The following is a 17,715-nucleotide window of genomic DNA, read 5'->3' as shown; positions in this document are numbered from 1 at the left end:
GCAATGCTAACGTCCCATGCAACGACCGCCGTGCCAGGGGGCTCCGTGGAGAAAGACGTGATCGCTCCTCCGGGCGAACCCCGCCGGGGGCGCAAGGCCATCCGCGGCCTCGCCGACCTCGCCATCCATGGCGCGCCGCCGGCGTTCACCGACACCGTGCATGTCGGCCGGCCCAACATCGGCGACCGCGCCGCGTTCATGGGTCGCGTCGATGCGATGCTCGACAGCCGCTGGCTGACCAACAACGGGCCGATGGTGCAGGAGCTGGAACGCAAGCTCGCCGACTACCTCGGCGTCCGCCACGTCGTGGCGATGTGCAACGGCACGATCGCCCTCGAGATCGCCATCCGTGCGCTCGGCCTGAAGGGCGAGGTGATCCTGCCCTCCTACACCTTCATCGCGACGGCGCACGCCCTGCAGTGGCAGGAGATCACGCCGGTGTTCGCCGACATCGACCCGGTCACCCACAACATCGACCCCGCCGCGGTGGAGCGGATGATCACGCCGCGCACCAGCGGCATCATCGGCGTGCACCTGTGGGGCCGCGCCGCGCCGGTCGACGAGCTGGCCGAAATCGCGCGCCGCCGGCATTTGTCGCTGATGTTCGATTCCGCCCACGCCTTCGGTTCGACCTACCGCGGCCGCCGCGTCGGCGCCTTCGGCCGCGCCGAGGTGTTCAGCTTCCACGCGACCAAGTTCTTCAATTGCTTCGAGGGCGGGGCCGTCACCACCAACGAGGACGACCTCGCCACGACGATGCGCTACATGCGCAACTTCGGCTTCGAGACCTATGACAAGGCCGTGCACGTCGGTACCAACGGCAAGATGCCGGAGATCTGCGCGGCGATGGGGCTGACCAACCTGGACTCGCTCGACGCGGTGGTCGAAGCGAACCGGGTGAACCTCGCGGCCTACGAGAGAGCCTTTGCCGGGATCGAGGGGGTTTCGCTGCTGCGCTACGACCCGCGCGAGCAGAGCAATTTCCAGTACGTGGTCGCCGAGGTCGATCCGGGCTTCGGGGCCACGCGCGACGAGATCGTGGCGGCACTGCACGCCGAGGGCATCCTGGCCCGCAAGTACTTCTGGCCCGGCTGCCACAACATGCAGCCATTCCGCGACCTGTACCCCCACGCCGGCCTGCTGTTGCCGAACACGAAGAGCGTCGCCGAGCGCGTCATCGTGCTGCCGACCGGTACGGCCCTGCCGCCGGACGCCATCGAGGTGATCGCCTCGGTGTTCCGCGTGCTGGGAGCGCGAGGAGTGCGCCCATGAGCCGCACGTCGCGGGGGCTCACGCCGGCGCAGGTCGCTGCACTGGCGTCATCCTGCGATGCGCCGGTGTTCGACGCCGAGGTCTTCCGCGCGGTCGGCGCCTTCGTCGTGCGCAACCTGTTTCCCGCAGCGACCGTCACCGCCTGGCAGGCAGCCTGGGCCGAGTTCCAGGCCGACACGCTTGCCGCGCGCAAGGTTGGCTTCAACAAGGTGGCGGTCGAAGAGCCGCTGCCGCCGGTGCTGGCGACGATGTACGAGTCTCCGGAGCACCGCGCCGTGGCGCGGGCGATGTTCGGTCCTGATGTCGGCCTCTACAACCACCGCTTCGTCATCAAGGACCAGTTCTCGCGCGACCCGGTGTTCCTGCACCAGGATTACTGCTACCACCTCGGTTTCCCTGAGAAGGCCTCGTTCTTCACTCCCTTGAGCGTGTGCGGGCGCGAGAACGGCGGCCTCGAGTTCTTCCTCGGCACGCACCAGTACGGTTACCTCGGCGATGCGGGTGAGATCGATCCCGAAGCGTTCCCGGCGTGGCCGTCGATCCTCCCCGAGCTGAATCCCGGCGACCTCGTCGTGATGGACAGCTCGACCTGGCATCGCTCCGGCCCGCATCTCGGCGGCCCGGACCGCATCCTCGCCGACACCATCATCCAGCCGGCCAGCGACCCGAGCACGGTCGCCATGGTCTGCGGAGAGAACGGCCCGGTGAATCGCATCGACCGTTCGGCGGCCGCGGCGCTCTTCAAGCGCTCGCGCACCACGCGGATGAAGGAGCTCACCGCCGAGCTGTCGCGGCTCCAGGGCGGGAGCGACTGATGGTTCTTGTCGGCGGCGGCGCCCTGCTTTCGCATGCCGTGGGCCACGCGCTGGCCCTCGGCCTGCCGCTCGTGCTCGTGTGCTGCCCCGTGGACGACCCCGCCCTGCCGCGCCTGGCGCGCCTCGGCGTCACCGTCCTTTCCTCCGACGACCCGAACGCCGACCTCCCGCCACAGCTCGTGGCCTCGCGAGCCGAAGTGGTCTTCTCGATCAACAACCGGTTCCTGCTCTCGGACGCGCTGCTCGCCTCGGGCCCGCGCTTCTACAACATCCACAACGGGCTCGTGCAGCGCTACCGCGGTCTGGCGGAAATCTGCACGTTCGCAGCGATCTGCCGCGGCGAAGCCGAGTACGGCGCCACCCTGCACCGCCTGCTGCCGGGCCAGAAGGTCGACACCGGCCCCGTGGTGGCCCAGCAGGCCTTCGCGGTGGCGGCGGAGGACGACTTCGCCGTCGTTTTCGGCCGGGGCATCGAGGCCTGCAAGCGCCTCTACGAGCAGCACGTCGCTGCGATCGTCGCTGGCGACGCCGTCAGCACGACGGTCGAGCATGCCGGCAAGGCCTTCGGCTACAAGGACGTCGCACGCCTCTGCGCCGAGGCTTCGCCCGAGCGTCGCCGTCGCGCCAGTCGGCTCGGCCCCTACCAGGCCTTTTTCCCTGCGCTGGCGGCCCAACTTGCCGACGTCGATCGGCACGCCGCCGCGTGACCGGAGCCCCCATGCAGACGAACGTCCTCGACTACTTCGAAAACGGCGCCCTGCGCCATTGCCCCGACAAGCTGGCGGTCATTGATGGTGATCAGCGCCTCAGCTTCGCCGACCTCGCGGTCCGCGCGAAGCGCTGCGCCGCGCGCCTGGTCGCGCGTGCCGACGTGCTGAATTCGCCGGTGGCGGTGTTCCTTCCGAAAGGCGCCGACGTGGTCGTGGCCGATCTCGGCATCGCCTACAGCGGCAACATCTACATGAACCTCGACGTGAAGCTGCCGGCGCAGCGGCTGCGGAACATCCTCGCCCACGTCGGACCGCATCTCGTCATCACCTCGCGCACGCTCATCGCCGAGGCCGAGGCCGCCGGACTCGACGCGGCGCAACTACTGTTCATCGACGACCTCGTCGCTGCACCCGGCGACGGCAGCACGGGCTTCGACGAGGCGGCGCTCGCCGCGCGCCGCACCCGGGTGATCGACACCGATCCGCTGTGCCTGATCAACACCTCCGGATCGACCGGCACGCCGAAGGCCGTCGCGCTCAGCCATCGCGGCACCATCGACTTCATGGATTGGGTGTTCGACACCTTCGCCTTCGACGAGACGATGGTCATCGGCAGCCTTTCGCCGTTCTACTTCGACATCTACACGTTGGAACTCAACGCCTGCCTCGCCAAGGGCGCAACGCTGGTGGTCATCCCCGAGTCGCTGGCGATCTTCCCCGCGAAGCTGATGGCCTTCCTCGCCGAGCACGCCGTGAGCTTCCTGTTCTGGGTGCCGTCGATCATGGTGCACATCGCCAAGCTCGGCCTGCTCGAGGCCGTGCCGCTGCCGGCGCTCAAGACCGTGTTCTTCGCGGGCGAAGTCTTCCCCACGCGCCACCTGAACCACTGGCGGAGCACGCAGCCCGGGGCGATGTTCGTCAACCTGTACGGGCCGATCGAGATCCATGTCGATTGCACCTACTTCATCGTCGACCGAGCCTTCGCCGACGACGAGCCGCTGCCGATCGGATTCCCCTGCCGCAACACCGACATCCTGATCCTCGACGAGCACGACGCGCCCTGCGCCGACGGCCAGATGGGCGAGCTCTGCGTGCGTGGCAGCTCGCTGGCGCTGGGCTACTGGAATGATCCGGAGAAGACCGCCAAGGCCTTCGTGCAAAACCCGCTGAACCGTCGCTACCCGGAGTGGATCTACCGCACCGGCGACCTCGCCGTCCGCAGCGCCAACGGCGAGATCCACCTCGCCGGCCGCAAGGACTTCCAGGTCAAGCACATGGGCTACCGCATCGAGCTGCCGGAGATCGAGCACCACGTCATCGGTGTTCCGGGCATCGCCAACGCCTGCGTGCTCTACCACTCGGCGAAGAAGGAAATCACCCTGTTCTACGAAGTGGAGGCCGCAGCGGTGGAGCCCGCGGCGATCCGCAGCCATCTCGCGACGATGCTGCCCAAGTACATGCTGCCCACGGCCTTCCACCCCATGCCGCAACTGCCGCGCAACCCCAACGGCAAGATCGATCGCAACGGCCTGCGGAACGTCCTCGAGGAATCGACGCCATGAGCGTGCTCGACCTGCTCTCCGCCATCCGCCCCGAGTTCGACTTCCGCCAGTCCGCCGATTTCTTCGGCGACGGCCTGCTCGATTCGCTCGACCTCATCACCCTCGTGGCCGACCTCGAGACGACCTACGGCATCTGCATCGACGGCATGGCTATCGTCCCGGAGAACTTCCGCAACCTCGAGGCCATCGAGCGCCTGCTCGGCGAGGCTGGGGTCCGTCCGTGAACCTCCGTTTCGCCGGCAAGCGCATCACCGGGCTGCTCACGGTCCTGCCGGCGTATGAGCGTCTGTTCGTCGACGAGATGGCGAACTACAACTTCAGCCCGGCACGCTCCCTCAAGCTGAAGGCGGTGATGGGCTACGACCGTCGGCGCATCGTCGACGGCCCGGTGTGCGTCTCGGACCTCGCGGTCGCGGGCTTCGAGCACCTGTTCGCGCGGGGCCATCTCGCGCCGTCCGATATTGGCGCCTTGGTCGTGGTCACCCAGTCGCCGGACTACCTGATGCCGGGCACGGCCAGCGTGATCCATGGCCGCCTCGGCCTCGGCCACGACGTGTTCTGCCTCGACATCAACCAGGGCTGCGCGGGGTTTGTCATCGGGTTGATGCAGGCGTTCATGCTGCTCGAGCAGCCCGCCATCACCAAGGTCGCCCTGGTGAACGGCGATGTGCTCAGCCGCAAAGTCTCGCCGCGCGACCGCAACAGCTACCCGCTGATCGGCGACGGCGCGGCGATCACCATCGTCGAGCGCGATCCGACCGCCGGCGTGATCCACGCCAGCCTGAAGATGGACGGCAGCCGCGGCGGCGCCCTGACCATCCCGGCCGGAGGGTTGCGCCAGCCCTGCAGTGCCGAAACCGCGGCGATGCACGAGGATGCCGAAGGCAACGTCCGTGCCGCGGACCATCTGGTGATGGACGGCTCGGCGGTTTTCAACTTCGTGATGACCGAGGTACCGGCGCTCGTCGATGCATTGCTGCGCGATACCGGCACCTCGGTCGACGCGGTGGACGCGTTCCTCTTCCACCAGCCCAACCGCTTCATGCTGCACAAGCTCGCCGAGAAGCTGGGCATCCCCTACGAGAAGATGCCGTCGAACGTGGTGGAGCACTACGGCAATTCCAGCGGCGTCACCATCCCCGTCGCCACCGCCTCCAACTTCGCCGAGCGCCTGCGCCGCGAGACCCTGACGGTGTGCTTCGGCGGCTTCGGCGTGGGCCTCACATGGAGTGCCCTGCTGATGCCGCTCGGCCCCCTCGAATTCGGCGAGATGATCGATTTCCCGCCCCAAGGAGCAGACCATGGATGAATTCCTCGCCGAGATGGCCGAGATCCTCGAGGCCGACGCGGTGGCCGCCGATGCTGTGCTCGACGCGTTCGACGCCTGGGATTCGCTGGCCGTGCTGTCGGTCGTGGCGATGGCGGACACGTCCTTCGGTGCCAAGGTCACCGCGCAGGAGGTCCGCAAGGTCGACACGGTGCAGGCGCTGTACGACCTGATCCTCGGCCGGCGCGCCGCGGCGTGACCGTGGGCGAGGCGGCGTTCAACCCGCTCGACCTGTCGGGCCGGCATTACCTCGTGACGGGCGCCGCTTCCGGCATCGGTCGCGCGGTCGCCGAGCGGATGGCCCTGCTGGGGGCGCGCCTGAGCCTGGTCGATGTCGACGCGGCGGCCCTCGAGGGCGTGCGCGCCGCGCTTCTCGCGCGTGGCGTGGTGCAGGCGACGCCCTTCGATCTGCGCGACACCGACGCCATCGGCCCGATGGTCGAAGGCTGTGTGGCCGCGCAAGGCCCGTTGCACGGCATCGTCCACTGCGCCGGCCTCCAGAGCGTGATGCCGGTGCGCACGCTCAAACTCGAACGCGCTCGAGAGCTTTTCGCGGTCAACACCGAAGCCGCGCTGGCCCTGTCGAGCGCGCTCGCCAGCCGCAAGGTGTATGCCGGAGAACACGGCGCCTTGGTTTTCATCTCCAGCGTCATGGCCATGGCCGGTTCTCCCGGTGCCGTGGCCTATGCGGCCAGCAAGGCGGCCCTGCACGGCATGGCGCGCACGCTGTCGGTCGAGCTCGCGCCGAAGCGCATTCGCGTCAACTGCATCGCCCCGGGCTTCGTGCGCACGCCGCTGCTGGAGCGCACTGAGCGGCTCTGGGAGCCGGGGCAGCGCGAGGCCGTGGAGGCCCAGCATCCCCTCGGCTTCGGTGAGCCCGAGGACATCGCCAACGCCGTGGTTTTCCTCGCCGCCGACACCGGCCGTTGGATCACCGGTACGGTGCTGGTGGTCGATGGCGGCTACCTCGCGCACTGATCGCCAAAAGGACAGACTTGCCCCATGGCCGACGTGCTTCCACCTTTCCTTCTCCTCACCGGCGCCTCTTCAGGCATTGGCCGCGAGATGGCGATCGCGCTCTCGCGCCGGCATCGGCTGGTGCTGGCGGGCCGCGATCGCGAACGCCTCGAGGCCACGCGTCTTGCTTGCGAGTCGCCGGAGCAGCACCTCGCTTGGTGCCACGACCTGGCGGATGTGGACGGCATCGCGGCCAGCCTTGGCGCCTGCCTCGCCGCCCAGCCGGCCTGCATCGAGGCCTTCGTGCACTGCGCCGGTACGCTCTCGGTGCTGCCGCTGCGCAGCATCACGGCCGCGCACGCGCAGCAGGTGATGGCCACGAACGTGCTCTCGGCCTTCGAGATCACCCGCCTGCTGATGCGCAAGGACGTCAACCACAAGCGACTGAGCAACGTCGTCTTCATCTCGACCATCGCCGCGCAGTTCGGTGCCAAGGGCTTCTCCGCCTACAGCGCGAGCAAGGCTGCGCTCGATGCGTTGATGCGCTCGCTAGCCGTCGAACTGGCGCCCGACGTGCGCGCCAACTCGGTGTTGCCCGGCGCCGTGCGCACGCCGATGACCGCCGGCATGTTCGACGATCCGGACACCGCGGCCCGCCTGCTGCGCGACTACCCGCTGGGCGTCGGCGAGCCGCGTGACGTCATCGACGCGGTCGAGTTCCTGCTGTCCGACCAGGCACGCTGGATCACCGGCCAGCAGCTGGTGGTCGACGGCGGCCGCACGGCCAACATTTCGGCATGAGGCCCGCCCCGACCACGGCGCCCAGCGCGCCCTTCGTCATCGTCGGTGCCGGCGGCTTGGGCCGCGAACTGCTCGGCTGGATCGCCGGTTGCGGCGAGGCCACACGGCAGCGCTACCGGGTGCACGCCTTCGTGACCGAACAGGCCGCGCCAGGCGAAACCTGCCATGGACTGCCAGTGCTGCGGCCCGAGGCCTTCGAAGGCGCACCGCCGCGCTACGTCATCGCCATCGCCGACCCGGCGGCGAAGCGCCGCATCGCCCTGTCGCTCGATGCCCTCGGCTGGACCGCGGAAACCTTCGTCCACGACAGCGCGAACGTCGGACTGAATGCCGTCATGGGTGCGGGCACCGTCATCTGCCCGTGCTGCCGGATCTCCACCGACAGCCGCATCGGTGCCCACGTGCTGGTGAATTCCTCCTGCGGCGTTGGCCATGACGCCGTGGTTGGCGATTACTGCAGCCTGCTCGGCAACGTGGCCATCAACGGCCACGTCGCGGTGGGCGAGGGCGTGCTGTTCGGCGCGGGCAGCATGGTGCACCCCGGCAAGGCCGTCGGCGCCTGGGCCACGGTGGGGCTGGGCAGCGTCGTGCTGCGGCGCGTGCCGCAGCGCGCCACCGTGTTCGGCAATCCGGCCCGCGTCATCGACGACGGAGCCGACCGTGATGGCGACACCTGACGCCCGTATGCCCCGATTCCGCCAACAGCGCCGCACGTGCGCCCCGGCCTTGCCCTTGGTTTCCTGGAGTTCCTGATGACCCTGCCTTCGGCCTTCGACCTGCAAAGCTTCCCGGTGGCGCGGGATTTCATCACCCGCACCCGCGAGGCATTCGTGGCGCAGTACCTGCGCGACGGCGACGTGGTCTGTGACATCGGCAACCAGGGCAAGGACATTCCCGAGCTGAAGGCTTTCCGCGTCGTCACGCTCGACATCACGCCCGACACGAAGCCCGATGTCGTCGCCGACATCACCCGGTACAACCCGCACTTGGCCGATGGCCAGTTCGATGCGCTGATGTGCACCGAGGTGCTCGAACACGTCGTCGATCCGTTCGCCGCCGTGCGCGAGCTGCGCCGCATCCTGAAGGTGGGCGGGCACCTGCTGGTCACCACGCCGCTCAATGCCCGCATCCATGGCCCGATCCCGGACTGCTGGCGCTTCACCGAGTTTGGCCTGAAGGTGCTGTTCCGCGACTTCGAGACCGTGTCCTTCGACAAGCTCAACACTCCGGACCGCAACCTCTTCCCGCTGGAATACGGCGTGGTGCTGCGCCGTCACCGCGAGGGCCTCGACGAGTCCGACCCGCGGGACATGCGCTTCCAGCCGGTGGATTGAGCCCCGGAGGGGTCGGCCGCGGGCTCGGCCCGGGGCTGGCTCCGGGTCGCCGGAATCCCGCCACCCCTCGTTGGCACGCCCCTTGCATCCCGCTTCGGCACCTCCTCGGAAGTGCCGCCATGAAGAACCGCCTCGCCGCCACCCAGTCCCAGTCGCAGAGCCTCAACGCGCAGGTGCTGCAGTCGATCCGCCTGCTCGGCCTCACCGGCCTCGAGCTGGAGCAGGAGCTGGCCGAGGCCCTCGCCCAAAACCCGATGCTGGAGCGCGAGGAGGACGAGTCCGAGGCCTCGCTGCCCGAGCTCACCCCGCAGGAGCGCGCTGCGCAGGAAACCGCGGCCTTCGACGAACTGCCCGACCTCTGGTCGACGCCCGGCATGGCCAGCGGCTTCGACCCGGAAGAGGGCGAGGACCGCCTGTCGCGCGTCGCCGCGCCGGTCAGCAACGACCCGGCCCTGCGGGTGCTCGAAGGCCTGGCCATGGAGCTGAAGGACGCCGACCTCGCCATCGCCGCCGCATGGCTGGAGCGCACGGCGGACTCCGGCTACCTCGCCGGCGACCGTGACGCCATCGATGCCGACATCACCGCCGCGCTTGGCCTCCGCAAGGGCCGCGCTGAGGCCATCCGCCAGCGCCTTCTGCACGGCACGCCGGCCGGCCTCGCCGCCGTCGATCTGCGCGAGTGCCTGCTGGCCCAGATCCACGACCTGCCGGCGAAGGACGCCGGGGTGGTGCTGGCCCGCGACATGATCGATCGCAGCCTGGCCCTCGTCGCCCAGCGCGACTGGCCGGCCCTGGCCGCCGTGCACGGTGCGCCGATGGAGGCGTTGCGCGTCGCCGCCCGCCTGATCCAATCCTTGAACCCGAAGCCCGGCGAGCCCCTGCTGGCCGACGAGCAGGTGCACGTGCTGCCCGACGTCGTCGCGTGGCCGGCGGACGGCCGCTGGCACGTCGCGCTGAACCCGCAGACCGCCCCGCGGGTGCGCGTGGCCAGCGAGTACGAGAGCGCGCTGTCGGAAGCCGGTGATTCGCCCTCCGTGCAGCACCTCAAGGCTCTGATGAACGAAGCGCGCTGGCTGGCCCGGGGCATCGCCCAGCGCCACGACACCCTGATCAAGGTCGCCCGCGCCGTGGTGGCGCGCCAGCAGGCCTTCCTCGAGCGCGGCGAAGAGGGCCTGCTGCCGCTCACGCTGAAGGAGATCGCCGCCGACGTCGGCGTGCACGAGAGCACCGTCTCCCGCATCACCACCGGCAAGTACCTGCAGACCCCCCGCGGCCTGTTCGAACTGAAGCGCTTCTTCGGCGTGAAGCTGGAGGGCAGCGCGATCGCTGGGGTGGCCATCCGCGCGCTGGTCAAGAAGCTGATCGATGCCGAGCTGCCGGCCTCGCCGCTGGCCGACGACGTGCTGGTGGCCCTGCTCGCCCGCCGCGGCGTGCAGGTGGCCCGCCGCACCGTCGCCAAGTATCGTGAGCAACTGAACATCCCGCCGGCGCGGCAGCGGGGCCTCGCGGCCCGCGCGGCCTGACCGGTTCCACGCCGCCCGCGGCGCCGCGAGCCCGTTGCCATGACCCTGATCCGCCTGCTCATCGTCGACGACCACGACGCGTTCCTGAACGCGGCGGAGCGCCATCTGCGGCGCGTGGCGCATGTGGCCATCGTCGGCCGCGGCCGCAACGGCATCGAAGCGGTGGCCCTGGCCGATGAACTGAAGCCGGACCTCGTCGTCCTCGACCTGGCCATGCCGGAGATGGGCGGCCTGCAGGCCACGCGCCTGATCAAGGCGCAGGACGAACCGCCCTTCGTCGTCATCGCCTCGCACTTCGACGACGTCGAGCACCGCGAGCACTCGCAGCGCGCCGGCGCCGACGCCTTCATCAGCAAGCTCAACTACATCGCCGAGCTGCTGCCGATCATCGACTCCCGCGCCGGGACGCCGCAGGGCGGCGCATGAGCGATTCGCGCATCCTCGTCGTCGAGTCCGACGACGCCCGCGCGGACCGCATCGGCGCGTTGCTCGATTTCCTCGATTTCACCCCGAAGCGCATCGGCGCGGTCGACGAGCTCGACCTCGCCCGGGCCAAGCCGCGCGACTGGCTGGCGATCGTGGTTGGCGGGGTGGAGGATTTGGAGGACTTCCGCCGCTTCGGCGGTTGGCTGTCGAAGTCGCCGTTGCACCCGCCGCTGCTGGTGCTGCCGGCCCTGCACGGGCTCACCGAGCAGTTGGGCGTGCACCCCGAGCAGGTCTGGACGCTGGACTGGCCGCTCCGCCATCCGCAACTGGAAGGCCACCTGCGCCGCGCCAGCCTGCAGGCGCTGCGCGGCGAGGAAAGCAGCGAGCGCGACGCCGGCCCGGAAGGGCAGAGCGAGGGCGTGCGTCGGCTGCGGCGGATGATCGAGCAGGTCGCGCCCTTCGACACCACCGTGCTGATCCTCGGCGAGAGCGGCACCGGCAAGGAGGTCGCCGCGCGTGCGATCCATTCGGCGTCCTCGCGCGCGAAAGGCCCCTTCGTCGCGCTGAACTGCGGCGCGGTGCCGGCCGAGCTGCTGGAAAGCGAACTGTTCGGCCACGAGAAGGGCGCCTTCACCGGCGCCTTGGCGGCGCGCAAAGGCCGCTTCGAAATGGCCGAGGGCGGCACCCTGCTGCTGGACGAGATCGGCGACATGCCGCTGCCCATGCAGGTGAAGTTGCTGCGCGTGCTGCAGGAGCGCAACTTCGAGCGCGTGGGCGGCACGCAGACCCTGAAGTGCAACGTGCGCGTGGTCGCCGCCACGCACCGCAACCTCGAAGACCAGATCGCCCGTGGCGGTTTCCGCGAGGACCTCTACTACCGCCTCAACGTCTTCCCGATCGAGATGCCGGCCCTGCGCGAGCGGATCGCCGACCTGCCGGCCCTGGTGCACGCCATCGGCACGCGCTTGTCCGAAGACGGCCGCGGCGAAGTGAAGCTGGGTGCCGACGCCATGGCGGCGCTGGCCGCCTACGCCTGGCCCGGCAACGTGCGCGAACTGCACAACCTCATCGAGCGCCTCGCGGTGCTGCACCCGAACGCGACGGTCAGCGCCACCGACCTGCCGCAGCGCTACCGCGCCGCCTGGGAAGCCAACGGTGCCCCACCGGCACCGGCGTCCGTCCCAGCGCCCGATCGCGGCGAATCAACGCCGGTGGCTGCGTTGGCGGCGGATCACAGGATGTCCGAGGCGGAGGAACTCGCCGCCGAGCGCGCTGCGCTGTTCGGCGCCCCGGCCGCGCCGGCGCTCGACGAACTGCCCGAGGATGGCCTCGACCTCAAGGAACACATCGCGGCCATCGAGGAGAAGCTGCTGCGGCAAGCCCTTGATCGCGCCGAGGGTGTCGTCGCCCATGCCGCCACCCTGCTCAACCTGCGGCGCACCACCCTTGTCGAAAAACTGCGCAAGTACGGCATCGAGCGCGAGGGCGGCGAGGACTAGTCGCCCGGCTCAGTCGGACTGCCGCACCACGGTGTCCGGATGGCCCAGCCAATCGGCCGCGTCGCCCGATCCCGCCACGGCGGCGGGGATGGCCGTCACGCCGACCCAGCGGTTCCGGCCCCGCGATTTCGCTGCATATAGGGCCGCGTCGGCCAGCTGCAGCACCGCGTCGAGGGACCACGCGTCGGGCGTCGAGCGGTCCGGCGGGTAGGCGACGAAGCCGATCGAAGCGGTGATCGACACGGACGCGTCCTCGTCGCCGGGCAGGCGCAAGGCCATGTCGCGCAGCTCGCAGCGCAGGCGCTCGGCCAGTTCGCCGGCCCGGTGGCGATCGCTGTCGCGGGCGATCACGAGGAACTCTTCGCCGCCCCAGCGCACCAGCGTGTCCCCTTCACGGAACAGGTGCCGCAGGGTCCCAGCGGTCTGCACCAGCAGGGCATCGCCGATGGCGTGTCCGTAGCGGTCGTTGATCGTCTTGAAATGATCGAGATCGATGACGAACACGAGGAGATCGGCGCTTTGCCGTCCGTTCGGCCTGGTGGAGCGAGTCGGCGCGCGTGCGCGGCGGAGATCGTCTTCGATATGGCGCATCAGATGCCGGCGGTTGCGCAGGCCGGTGAGCGGATCGGTGAGGCTGGCCTCCTCCAGTTCCCTCGTCCGCTCCGCGACCATGGCTTCAAGCACGCCTTGGCGGCGGCGCAGCTGGGCGGTGCGCAGCCGGACCACGCCCGAGACGGCGGCGATGACCAGCAGGCCGAAGGCCCAGTGCGCCCAGAGCGTCTGCCACCATCGGGGTTGCACGGTCACCGGGAGGCGCAGCGTTTTCGGGTTCCAGATCCCGTTGCGGTTGGTGGCCTGCACCTCGAAGGTGTAGGCGCCTGGCCTCAGTTCGCTATAGCTCGGGCTGCGGAACGAGGCGTCGGTCGGCAGCCAATCCGGGTCGTAGCCGGCGAGGCGGTAGCGGTAGCGCACGCGCTGCGGATCGGCATACTCCAGCGCGGCGAATTCCACGCCGAAGCTTCGCCTGCCCGGGGGCAGCACGAGGCCCTCGCGCAGCGAACGTGGCCGATGCGGCAGGCCGTCGATGCGCAGGCCGGTGACCACGAGGGGCGGCTGCGCTTCCGAGACTTCGAAGCGTCGCGGATCGACCCGCATCACACCGCGACTGCCGCCGAACAACAGGCGCCCATCGGGCAAGCGGGCGTCGGCGCCGAACCACGGCGTGCCGATCTGCACCCCGTCGGCCGGACGGAGCTCGTCGAGGCGGTCGGCCGACGGGTCGTAGATGAAGGCCTGAGACCAGAGACGGCCGCGTTCGTCCTCGTGAAGGTTCGCGCCGAAGGGTCGACCAACGATGCCGTGGCGCACGCTGATGCGCTCGAACCGAAGTCGGCCCTGCGCATCGACGCCCTCGAGCCGATGCAGGCCGGCGACCGGTGTGTCGACCCAGAGTTGTCCGCGTCGATCGAGCAGCAGGCCGAGGACGAGCGGGAATCCGAGCTCGTGCCCCGGCGCAGCCTCGGTGGGCGTCAGGACGTTCTCGCCGGCAACGATGCGGAACAGGCCGGCGCGTCCACCCACCCACCAGCCGCCCTTGCCGTCCGCGGTCATGGCGAAGATTTCTTCCGCGAGCGGCGTGCCGCCGCGATCCGTCACCGGCTCGAAGGCCGACGCGCCGGGCCGGAGCCGCAGCAGCCCACGATCGGCGCCGAGCCACAGCGTGCCGTCCGGGCCCGCGCGCAGAAAGATGGAACGGCCGGCCTCGGTGTCCCATTGGCCGCGGATCCGGCCTTCGGGACTGAATCGCCAAGCCCGCCCGCCGCCCGCCATCCAGAGGTCGCCCGTCGCATCGCGCGCCATGGCTTCGATGGCCGGTCCCGGTGCCGGCCAGGCCCCCTGCACTCGAAGCGCCGCATCGAGGACGGCCACCCGGCCCGTGGCCGTCGCGGCGAGGATGCGCTCGGCGTCCAATGCCACCAGGGCTCGCACGTCCGCGTAGCCCAAGGGGCTGTCCGGGTTGGCATCGGGGCCGCGGATTGCGATGGCCGGGCTGCTGGCGTGGCGCTGCAGGCCCACGCCATAGCCGGCGACCCACATCGCGCCGTTGGCCGCGCGGAGGATCTGCGTGACGTCGTTGCCGGCGAGCCCGCCCGGTTGGTCGCCGCGGTGGCGAAGTCGCTGCCGCAGCGCACCGCTGGCCGGATCAATGAGGTCGAGACCGGAGCGGTGGCCTACCCAGAGTTGCCCATGGCCATCGAAGGCGAGGGCCTGGATGCCGCCGCGTTCCGCCGCGGGGAGCCAGCGGAAGGCGTCGTTGGCCTCGAGGATCCCGAGGTCCCCATGCTGGGTGCCGAGCCACAGCCTTCCCTCCTCGGTGGCGAGGAGAGCTTGGACCGTGTCGGGTCCGTTCACACGGGGATGCGGCGGCAGGGCCACGACCTCGGCCGCCGCGGCGCCCGGCCGCCAGCGGGCGAGGCCGTGCCGGTGGCCGATCCACATCGTGCCGTCCTTGCCGCGGGTGATGGCCGACGCATGGACGTCGTCCTGCGCCAGGGCCGGCAGGGCGAGACGCTCGAAGTGCTTGCGGCCCTCGTCGTAGCGCAGCAGCCCTCCGCCCACCGTGCCGATCCACACCCGCCGTTCGCCATCGAGGGCCAGCGCGATGATGGCGTGCTGCGGGCCGGCCTCCGGCCCTCCTAGGTTGAGAATGCGCCGTTGGTCGGGGTCGTACACGGCGAGCCCCGCCGACTCGGTCCCCATCCAGACGCGACCGTCCGGCCCGGTCACCATGGTGCGGATCCAGCCCATGTTGCGCGCGAGCGGATCGCTGCCCTCGCGCTCGACCGACTTCAGCCGGTAGCCGTCGTACCGGGCAAGGCCATCGCCGGTACCGACCCAGAGGAAGCCCTCACCGTCCTGCGCCAAGCTCGGCACGACATCCCGCGGGATGCCCGGCACGCTTAGGAAGGTCGGGACGGTCGCGGTGTCGGTGACCTCGGCCCGGGCATTCGCCCCGGTGAACGCTGCCGCCAGTGCAAACGCTGTCGCGATCCACCAACGCGCGAGGCGGCGGTGCGCCCGCGGCGTGTCGAGAGGACTCCTTGCGTTAAGCTCGGGTGCGTGCGGCACGGCGACCCCGTTCCTTGGGTGGCAACTGGATGGAGACGCTATCAGTCCCGCGACGGGGTGCGGTGTGAACCTTGCCGCAGCTCGCCAGGATTCAAGCGGACGTGCGCCCGGGTCTGGGCGCTTGCGCCAAAGTTCGCTGCCTCAGCCCCAGGGCGCGAGCCCGAGGACGAGAATGCCCACCACGGCGACCACGCCGCCGAGGGCCGCCAGTGCGACGCCCCATTGCCGTTTCAGCAGGGCGAGGCCAAGGGCAAGCAATGCCATCGTCCCGCCGACCGGAATCGCCCACAGGCCGAGGGCCAGCGTCGGCTCCAGCCCGAAGCCCATCATTCCGGGATGCGCCTGCATCGTGCCGGCCACCGGCAGGACCGCGCCGGCGACGCCCAAAAGGCCGCCGCCCACGGCCAAGGCCCGGACGCCTCGTGCGCCTGGTGCCGCCGGCGTTCGGCGAAGGCGACGCCACAGCCACAGGATCGCCGGGACCACGATGCCCGCAAGCAGCAGGAGAACGAAGCCGGCCGCCGCCACCAGCACGCCGGCCGGCGGGCGGCCTCCGCTCGCCGCCGCCCCGAGGGTCGTCATCGCCGGCATCGGTCGCACGTCGAGCACGAACGGCGGTGCCGTCATTTCCGCGATGCATGCGGTGTCCGGCGTCTTCGACGGATCGTTGATGAAGGCCGACACGATGCCGCGCGGGCAGTCGCCGGCGCCGCGAACGCTGTGGGCGGCCCGTGGCAGCAAGTACGCGGTGGCGGCCGGTCCGATGGCTGTGGCCACCGCCTCGCCGTCGGGTTGGAAACCGTCGTAGCCGGCGGACAGCACCAGCACCGGTACCGTCGTGCCCTCGGGCAGGCCGGGCACCGGGCCGAGCGGGAGGTCGCGGCAGGCGCCGTTGGGGATGCCGAGGAACATGTCCATCCAATTGGGGCCGGGCCCCGCGTGTGGCGCGTGGTGCCGGGCGCGGTCGCGGCAATCCGTGCCCAGCAGCCCGGGCATGGCGACGCCAGCGTCCGCAAAAGCGTCGCGGACCAGCAGCGGAGCGCCGAGTGCTGAGGCGATCGCGTCGCCGTCGCGGCGGACCACGGCATCGACGAACCAGGGCACCGAGCGCGCCATCGCTTCCGTGTAGAACAGGGTGTAGAGGGCGCTGCGGACCGCTCGCTCATCCGCCACGTAGCGCCCTCCCCCGAGATGGAAGGGCAGCGGATCGGTCGCGAACGACGCCAGTGCGGCGTCCGCTTTCGCCCGGTCGAGGCCGGGGAAGCGCGCGGCGCAGGCCGCCTCGCTCGCGCACTCGTCCAAGAGGCGCCCGATGGCCCGGCCTTGGGCCTCGCGCACCGTGTGCACATACGCGTCCGGCGGGTAGAGCGAATCCAGCACCAGTGATTCGATGGCTTCCGGATGCCGCGCGAGGTACTCGGCGCCTACCGTCGTGCCGTACGACGTGCCGTACACGGCCCAACGGTCGATGCCGAGCGCTTGGCGGATGCTTTCCGCGTCCTCGACGTTGCGCACGCTGCCGAAGTGCTCGGGCCGGTAGCCGGCCGCGGCGAGTTCGTCCATGCACGCATCGAGCGCGGCCTGTCGCGCGGGCATCGGATCGCCGCCGCGAAGGGCGATGCGGAAGGATTCGAACAGGGCGGCCGTCATGCCGCCGCACAGCGCCGGACCGGTGCGGCCACCGCCACGCATGTCGAAGGCGATGACGTCGCGGCCCGGCGTGAAGTCCGTGGCGCCCAGGCCCATGTAGGGCACCTGCTGGCCGCCGGGGCCGCCGTGGAGGAACAGGATCGGCGTGGTGCCTGCAGTGGGCGCGGCACTGCGCTTCACCACGACGGCGAGTTCGAAGCTCCCGTCCGCCGGGCGCGCCGCATCGCGGGGCACGCTCACGGTCCCGCAGCGCAGTCGTTCGCGCACCGCGTCGTTGACGATCGGGATGTCGCACGGCGCCTCGACGAAGACCGGCGCGGCTTGGGCCTCCGCCGCGGCCAGTGCGCCGAGCCACAAACCGCCGTGAACCAGTGCCGCGAGCCAAGCTTTCGTCGCCATTCCCCGCTCCCCGTGGTGTGTGATCCCTCGATTGGTCCCGCTCGACGCGCTCAGTGCTCCGGCGGCAGGTCCGGCGAAACGAAGGCGAAGCGCGGCTGCGCATGCCCGTGCACGATCACCGGGCTGAAGAACATCGCGTGCGGCCGCACCCACAGCCCGCGTTCGCCGTACAGCGCGCGATACAGCACGAGCGGTTCGAGCGTCTCGCTGTGGCGCACGCCGCCGAGCACTTCGTACTCGCCGCCCTTGTAGTGGCGGTAGAAGCCGGTTGGCGTGTCGGGCAGGGGTGGCAGGTCGGTGTCGCTCATCGC

At 70.2% G+C, this 17,715-nt stretch carries 17 protein-coding genes; 14 read left to right on the top strand and 3 right to left on the bottom strand.

Annotation, left to right across the window (positions count from 1 at the left end; translation table 11 throughout):
* Positions 1-57: 57 nt before the first annotated feature.
* From O9280_RS11895 to O9280_RS11830, 14 genes are all read left to right on the top strand, one after another.
* The gene (locus O9280_RS11895) at positions 58-1,272 is read left to right on the top strand and encodes a DegT/DnrJ/EryC1/StrS family aminotransferase (RefSeq protein WP_298342872.1); all 1,215 of its coding nucleotides are present in this window, start codon (positions 58-60) and stop codon (positions 1,270-1,272) included.
* Positions 1,269-2,087, top strand: a complete 819-nt coding sequence (locus tag O9280_RS11890; protein ID WP_298342869.1) for a phytanoyl-CoA dioxygenase family protein — start codon at positions 1,269-1,271, stop codon at positions 2,085-2,087. Before O9280_RS11895 ends, O9280_RS11890 begins: the two co-directional genes overlap by 4 nt.
* A complete protein-coding gene (locus tag O9280_RS11885) occupies positions 2,087-2,794 on the top strand; it encodes a formyltransferase family protein (protein ID WP_298342866.1) in 708 nt (235 codons plus the stop codon). Before O9280_RS11890 ends, O9280_RS11885 begins: the two co-directional genes overlap by 1 nt.
* Before the next feature lie 11 nt (positions 2,795-2,805).
* Positions 2,806-4,359, top strand: coding sequence for an amino acid adenylation domain-containing protein (locus O9280_RS11880; protein WP_298342863.1), 1,554 nt, complete (start codon positions 2,806-2,808; stop codon positions 4,357-4,359).
* Positions 4,356-4,583 (top strand): acyl carrier protein, encoded by a 228-nt coding sequence (locus O9280_RS11875; protein ID WP_298342860.1) that lies wholly within the window; start codon positions 4,356-4,358, stop codon positions 4,581-4,583. The genes O9280_RS11880 and O9280_RS11875 overlap by 4 nt, the downstream gene beginning before the upstream one ends.
* Positions 4,580-5,668: a ketoacyl-ACP synthase III gene (locus O9280_RS11870; protein WP_298342857.1), complete on the top strand. Its 1,089-nt coding sequence runs from the start codon at positions 4,580-4,582 to the stop codon at positions 5,666-5,668. The genes O9280_RS11875 and O9280_RS11870 overlap by 4 nt, the downstream gene beginning before the upstream one ends.
* Complete coding sequence (locus tag O9280_RS11865) at positions 5,661-5,885, top strand: hypothetical protein (RefSeq protein ID WP_298342854.1); 225 nt, start codon at positions 5,661-5,663, stop codon at positions 5,883-5,885. The genes O9280_RS11870 and O9280_RS11865 overlap by 8 nt, the downstream gene beginning before the upstream one ends.
* Positions 5,882-6,664, top strand: coding sequence for an SDR family oxidoreductase (locus tag O9280_RS11860; RefSeq protein ID WP_298342851.1), 783 nt, complete (start codon positions 5,882-5,884; stop codon positions 6,662-6,664). The genes O9280_RS11865 and O9280_RS11860 overlap by 4 nt, the downstream gene beginning before the upstream one ends.
* A gap of 24 nt (positions 6,665-6,688) precedes the next feature.
* Positions 6,689-7,444 carry an SDR family oxidoreductase gene (locus O9280_RS11855; RefSeq protein ID WP_298342848.1) on the top strand — a complete coding sequence of 252 codons (756 nt, stop codon included), beginning with the start codon at positions 6,689-6,691 and terminating at the stop codon, positions 7,442-7,444.
* A complete protein-coding gene (locus tag O9280_RS11850; RefSeq protein WP_298342845.1) occupies positions 7,441-8,121 on the top strand; it encodes a NeuD/PglB/VioB family sugar acetyltransferase in 681 nt (226 codons plus the stop codon). Before O9280_RS11855 ends, O9280_RS11850 begins: the two co-directional genes overlap by 4 nt.
* Before the next feature lie 75 nt (positions 8,122-8,196).
* A complete protein-coding gene (locus O9280_RS11845; protein WP_298342842.1) occupies positions 8,197-8,778 on the top strand; it encodes a methyltransferase domain-containing protein in 582 nt (193 codons plus the stop codon).
* Positions 8,779-8,897: 119 nt separating this feature from the next.
* Entirely contained in the window at positions 8,898-10,301 is a 1,404-nt protein-coding gene (rpoN, locus tag O9280_RS11840) for an RNA polymerase factor sigma-54 (protein WP_298342840.1), read from the top strand.
* Between the two features lie 39 nt (positions 10,302-10,340).
* On the top strand, positions 10,341-10,727 hold the full coding sequence (locus O9280_RS11835; RefSeq protein WP_298342838.1) for a response regulator transcription factor: 387 nt from the start codon (positions 10,341-10,343) through the stop codon (positions 10,725-10,727).
* Positions 10,724-12,226, top strand: a complete 1,503-nt coding sequence (locus O9280_RS11830; protein WP_298342835.1) for a sigma-54-dependent Fis family transcriptional regulator — start codon at positions 10,724-10,726, stop codon at positions 12,224-12,226. Before O9280_RS11835 ends, O9280_RS11830 begins: the two co-directional genes overlap by 4 nt.
* Before the next feature lie 9 nt (positions 12,227-12,235).
* Here the strand turns inward: O9280_RS11830 and O9280_RS11825 are convergent, their stop codons facing one another.
* The 3 genes from O9280_RS11825 to O9280_RS11815 form a co-directional block, all read right to left on the bottom strand.
* Positions 12,236-15,355, bottom strand: a complete 3,120-nt coding sequence (locus tag O9280_RS11825) for a ligand-binding sensor domain-containing diguanylate cyclase (protein ID WP_298342833.1) — start codon at positions 15,353-15,355, stop codon at positions 12,236-12,238.
* Between the two features lie 141 nt (positions 15,356-15,496).
* The gene (locus O9280_RS11820) at positions 15,497-17,404 is read right to left on the bottom strand and encodes an alpha/beta fold hydrolase (RefSeq protein WP_298342830.1); all 1,908 of its coding nucleotides are present in this window, start codon (positions 17,402-17,404) and stop codon (positions 15,497-15,499) included.
* 50 nt (positions 17,405-17,454) lie between these two features.
* The gene (locus O9280_RS11815; RefSeq protein ID WP_298342828.1) at positions 17,455-17,712 is read right to left on the bottom strand and encodes a DUF1653 domain-containing protein; all 258 of its coding nucleotides are present in this window, start codon (positions 17,710-17,712) and stop codon (positions 17,455-17,457) included.
* Positions 17,713-17,715 lie beyond the last annotated feature (3 nt).

Origin of the sequence: Silanimonas sp. (assembly GCF_027531545.1) — a bacterium.
Lineage (GTDB): Bacteria > Pseudomonadota > Gammaproteobacteria > Xanthomonadales > Xanthomonadaceae > Silanimonas.
Note: the sequence above shows the minus strand (reverse complement) of the source record. Positions and strands in the feature narration are given on the sequence as shown.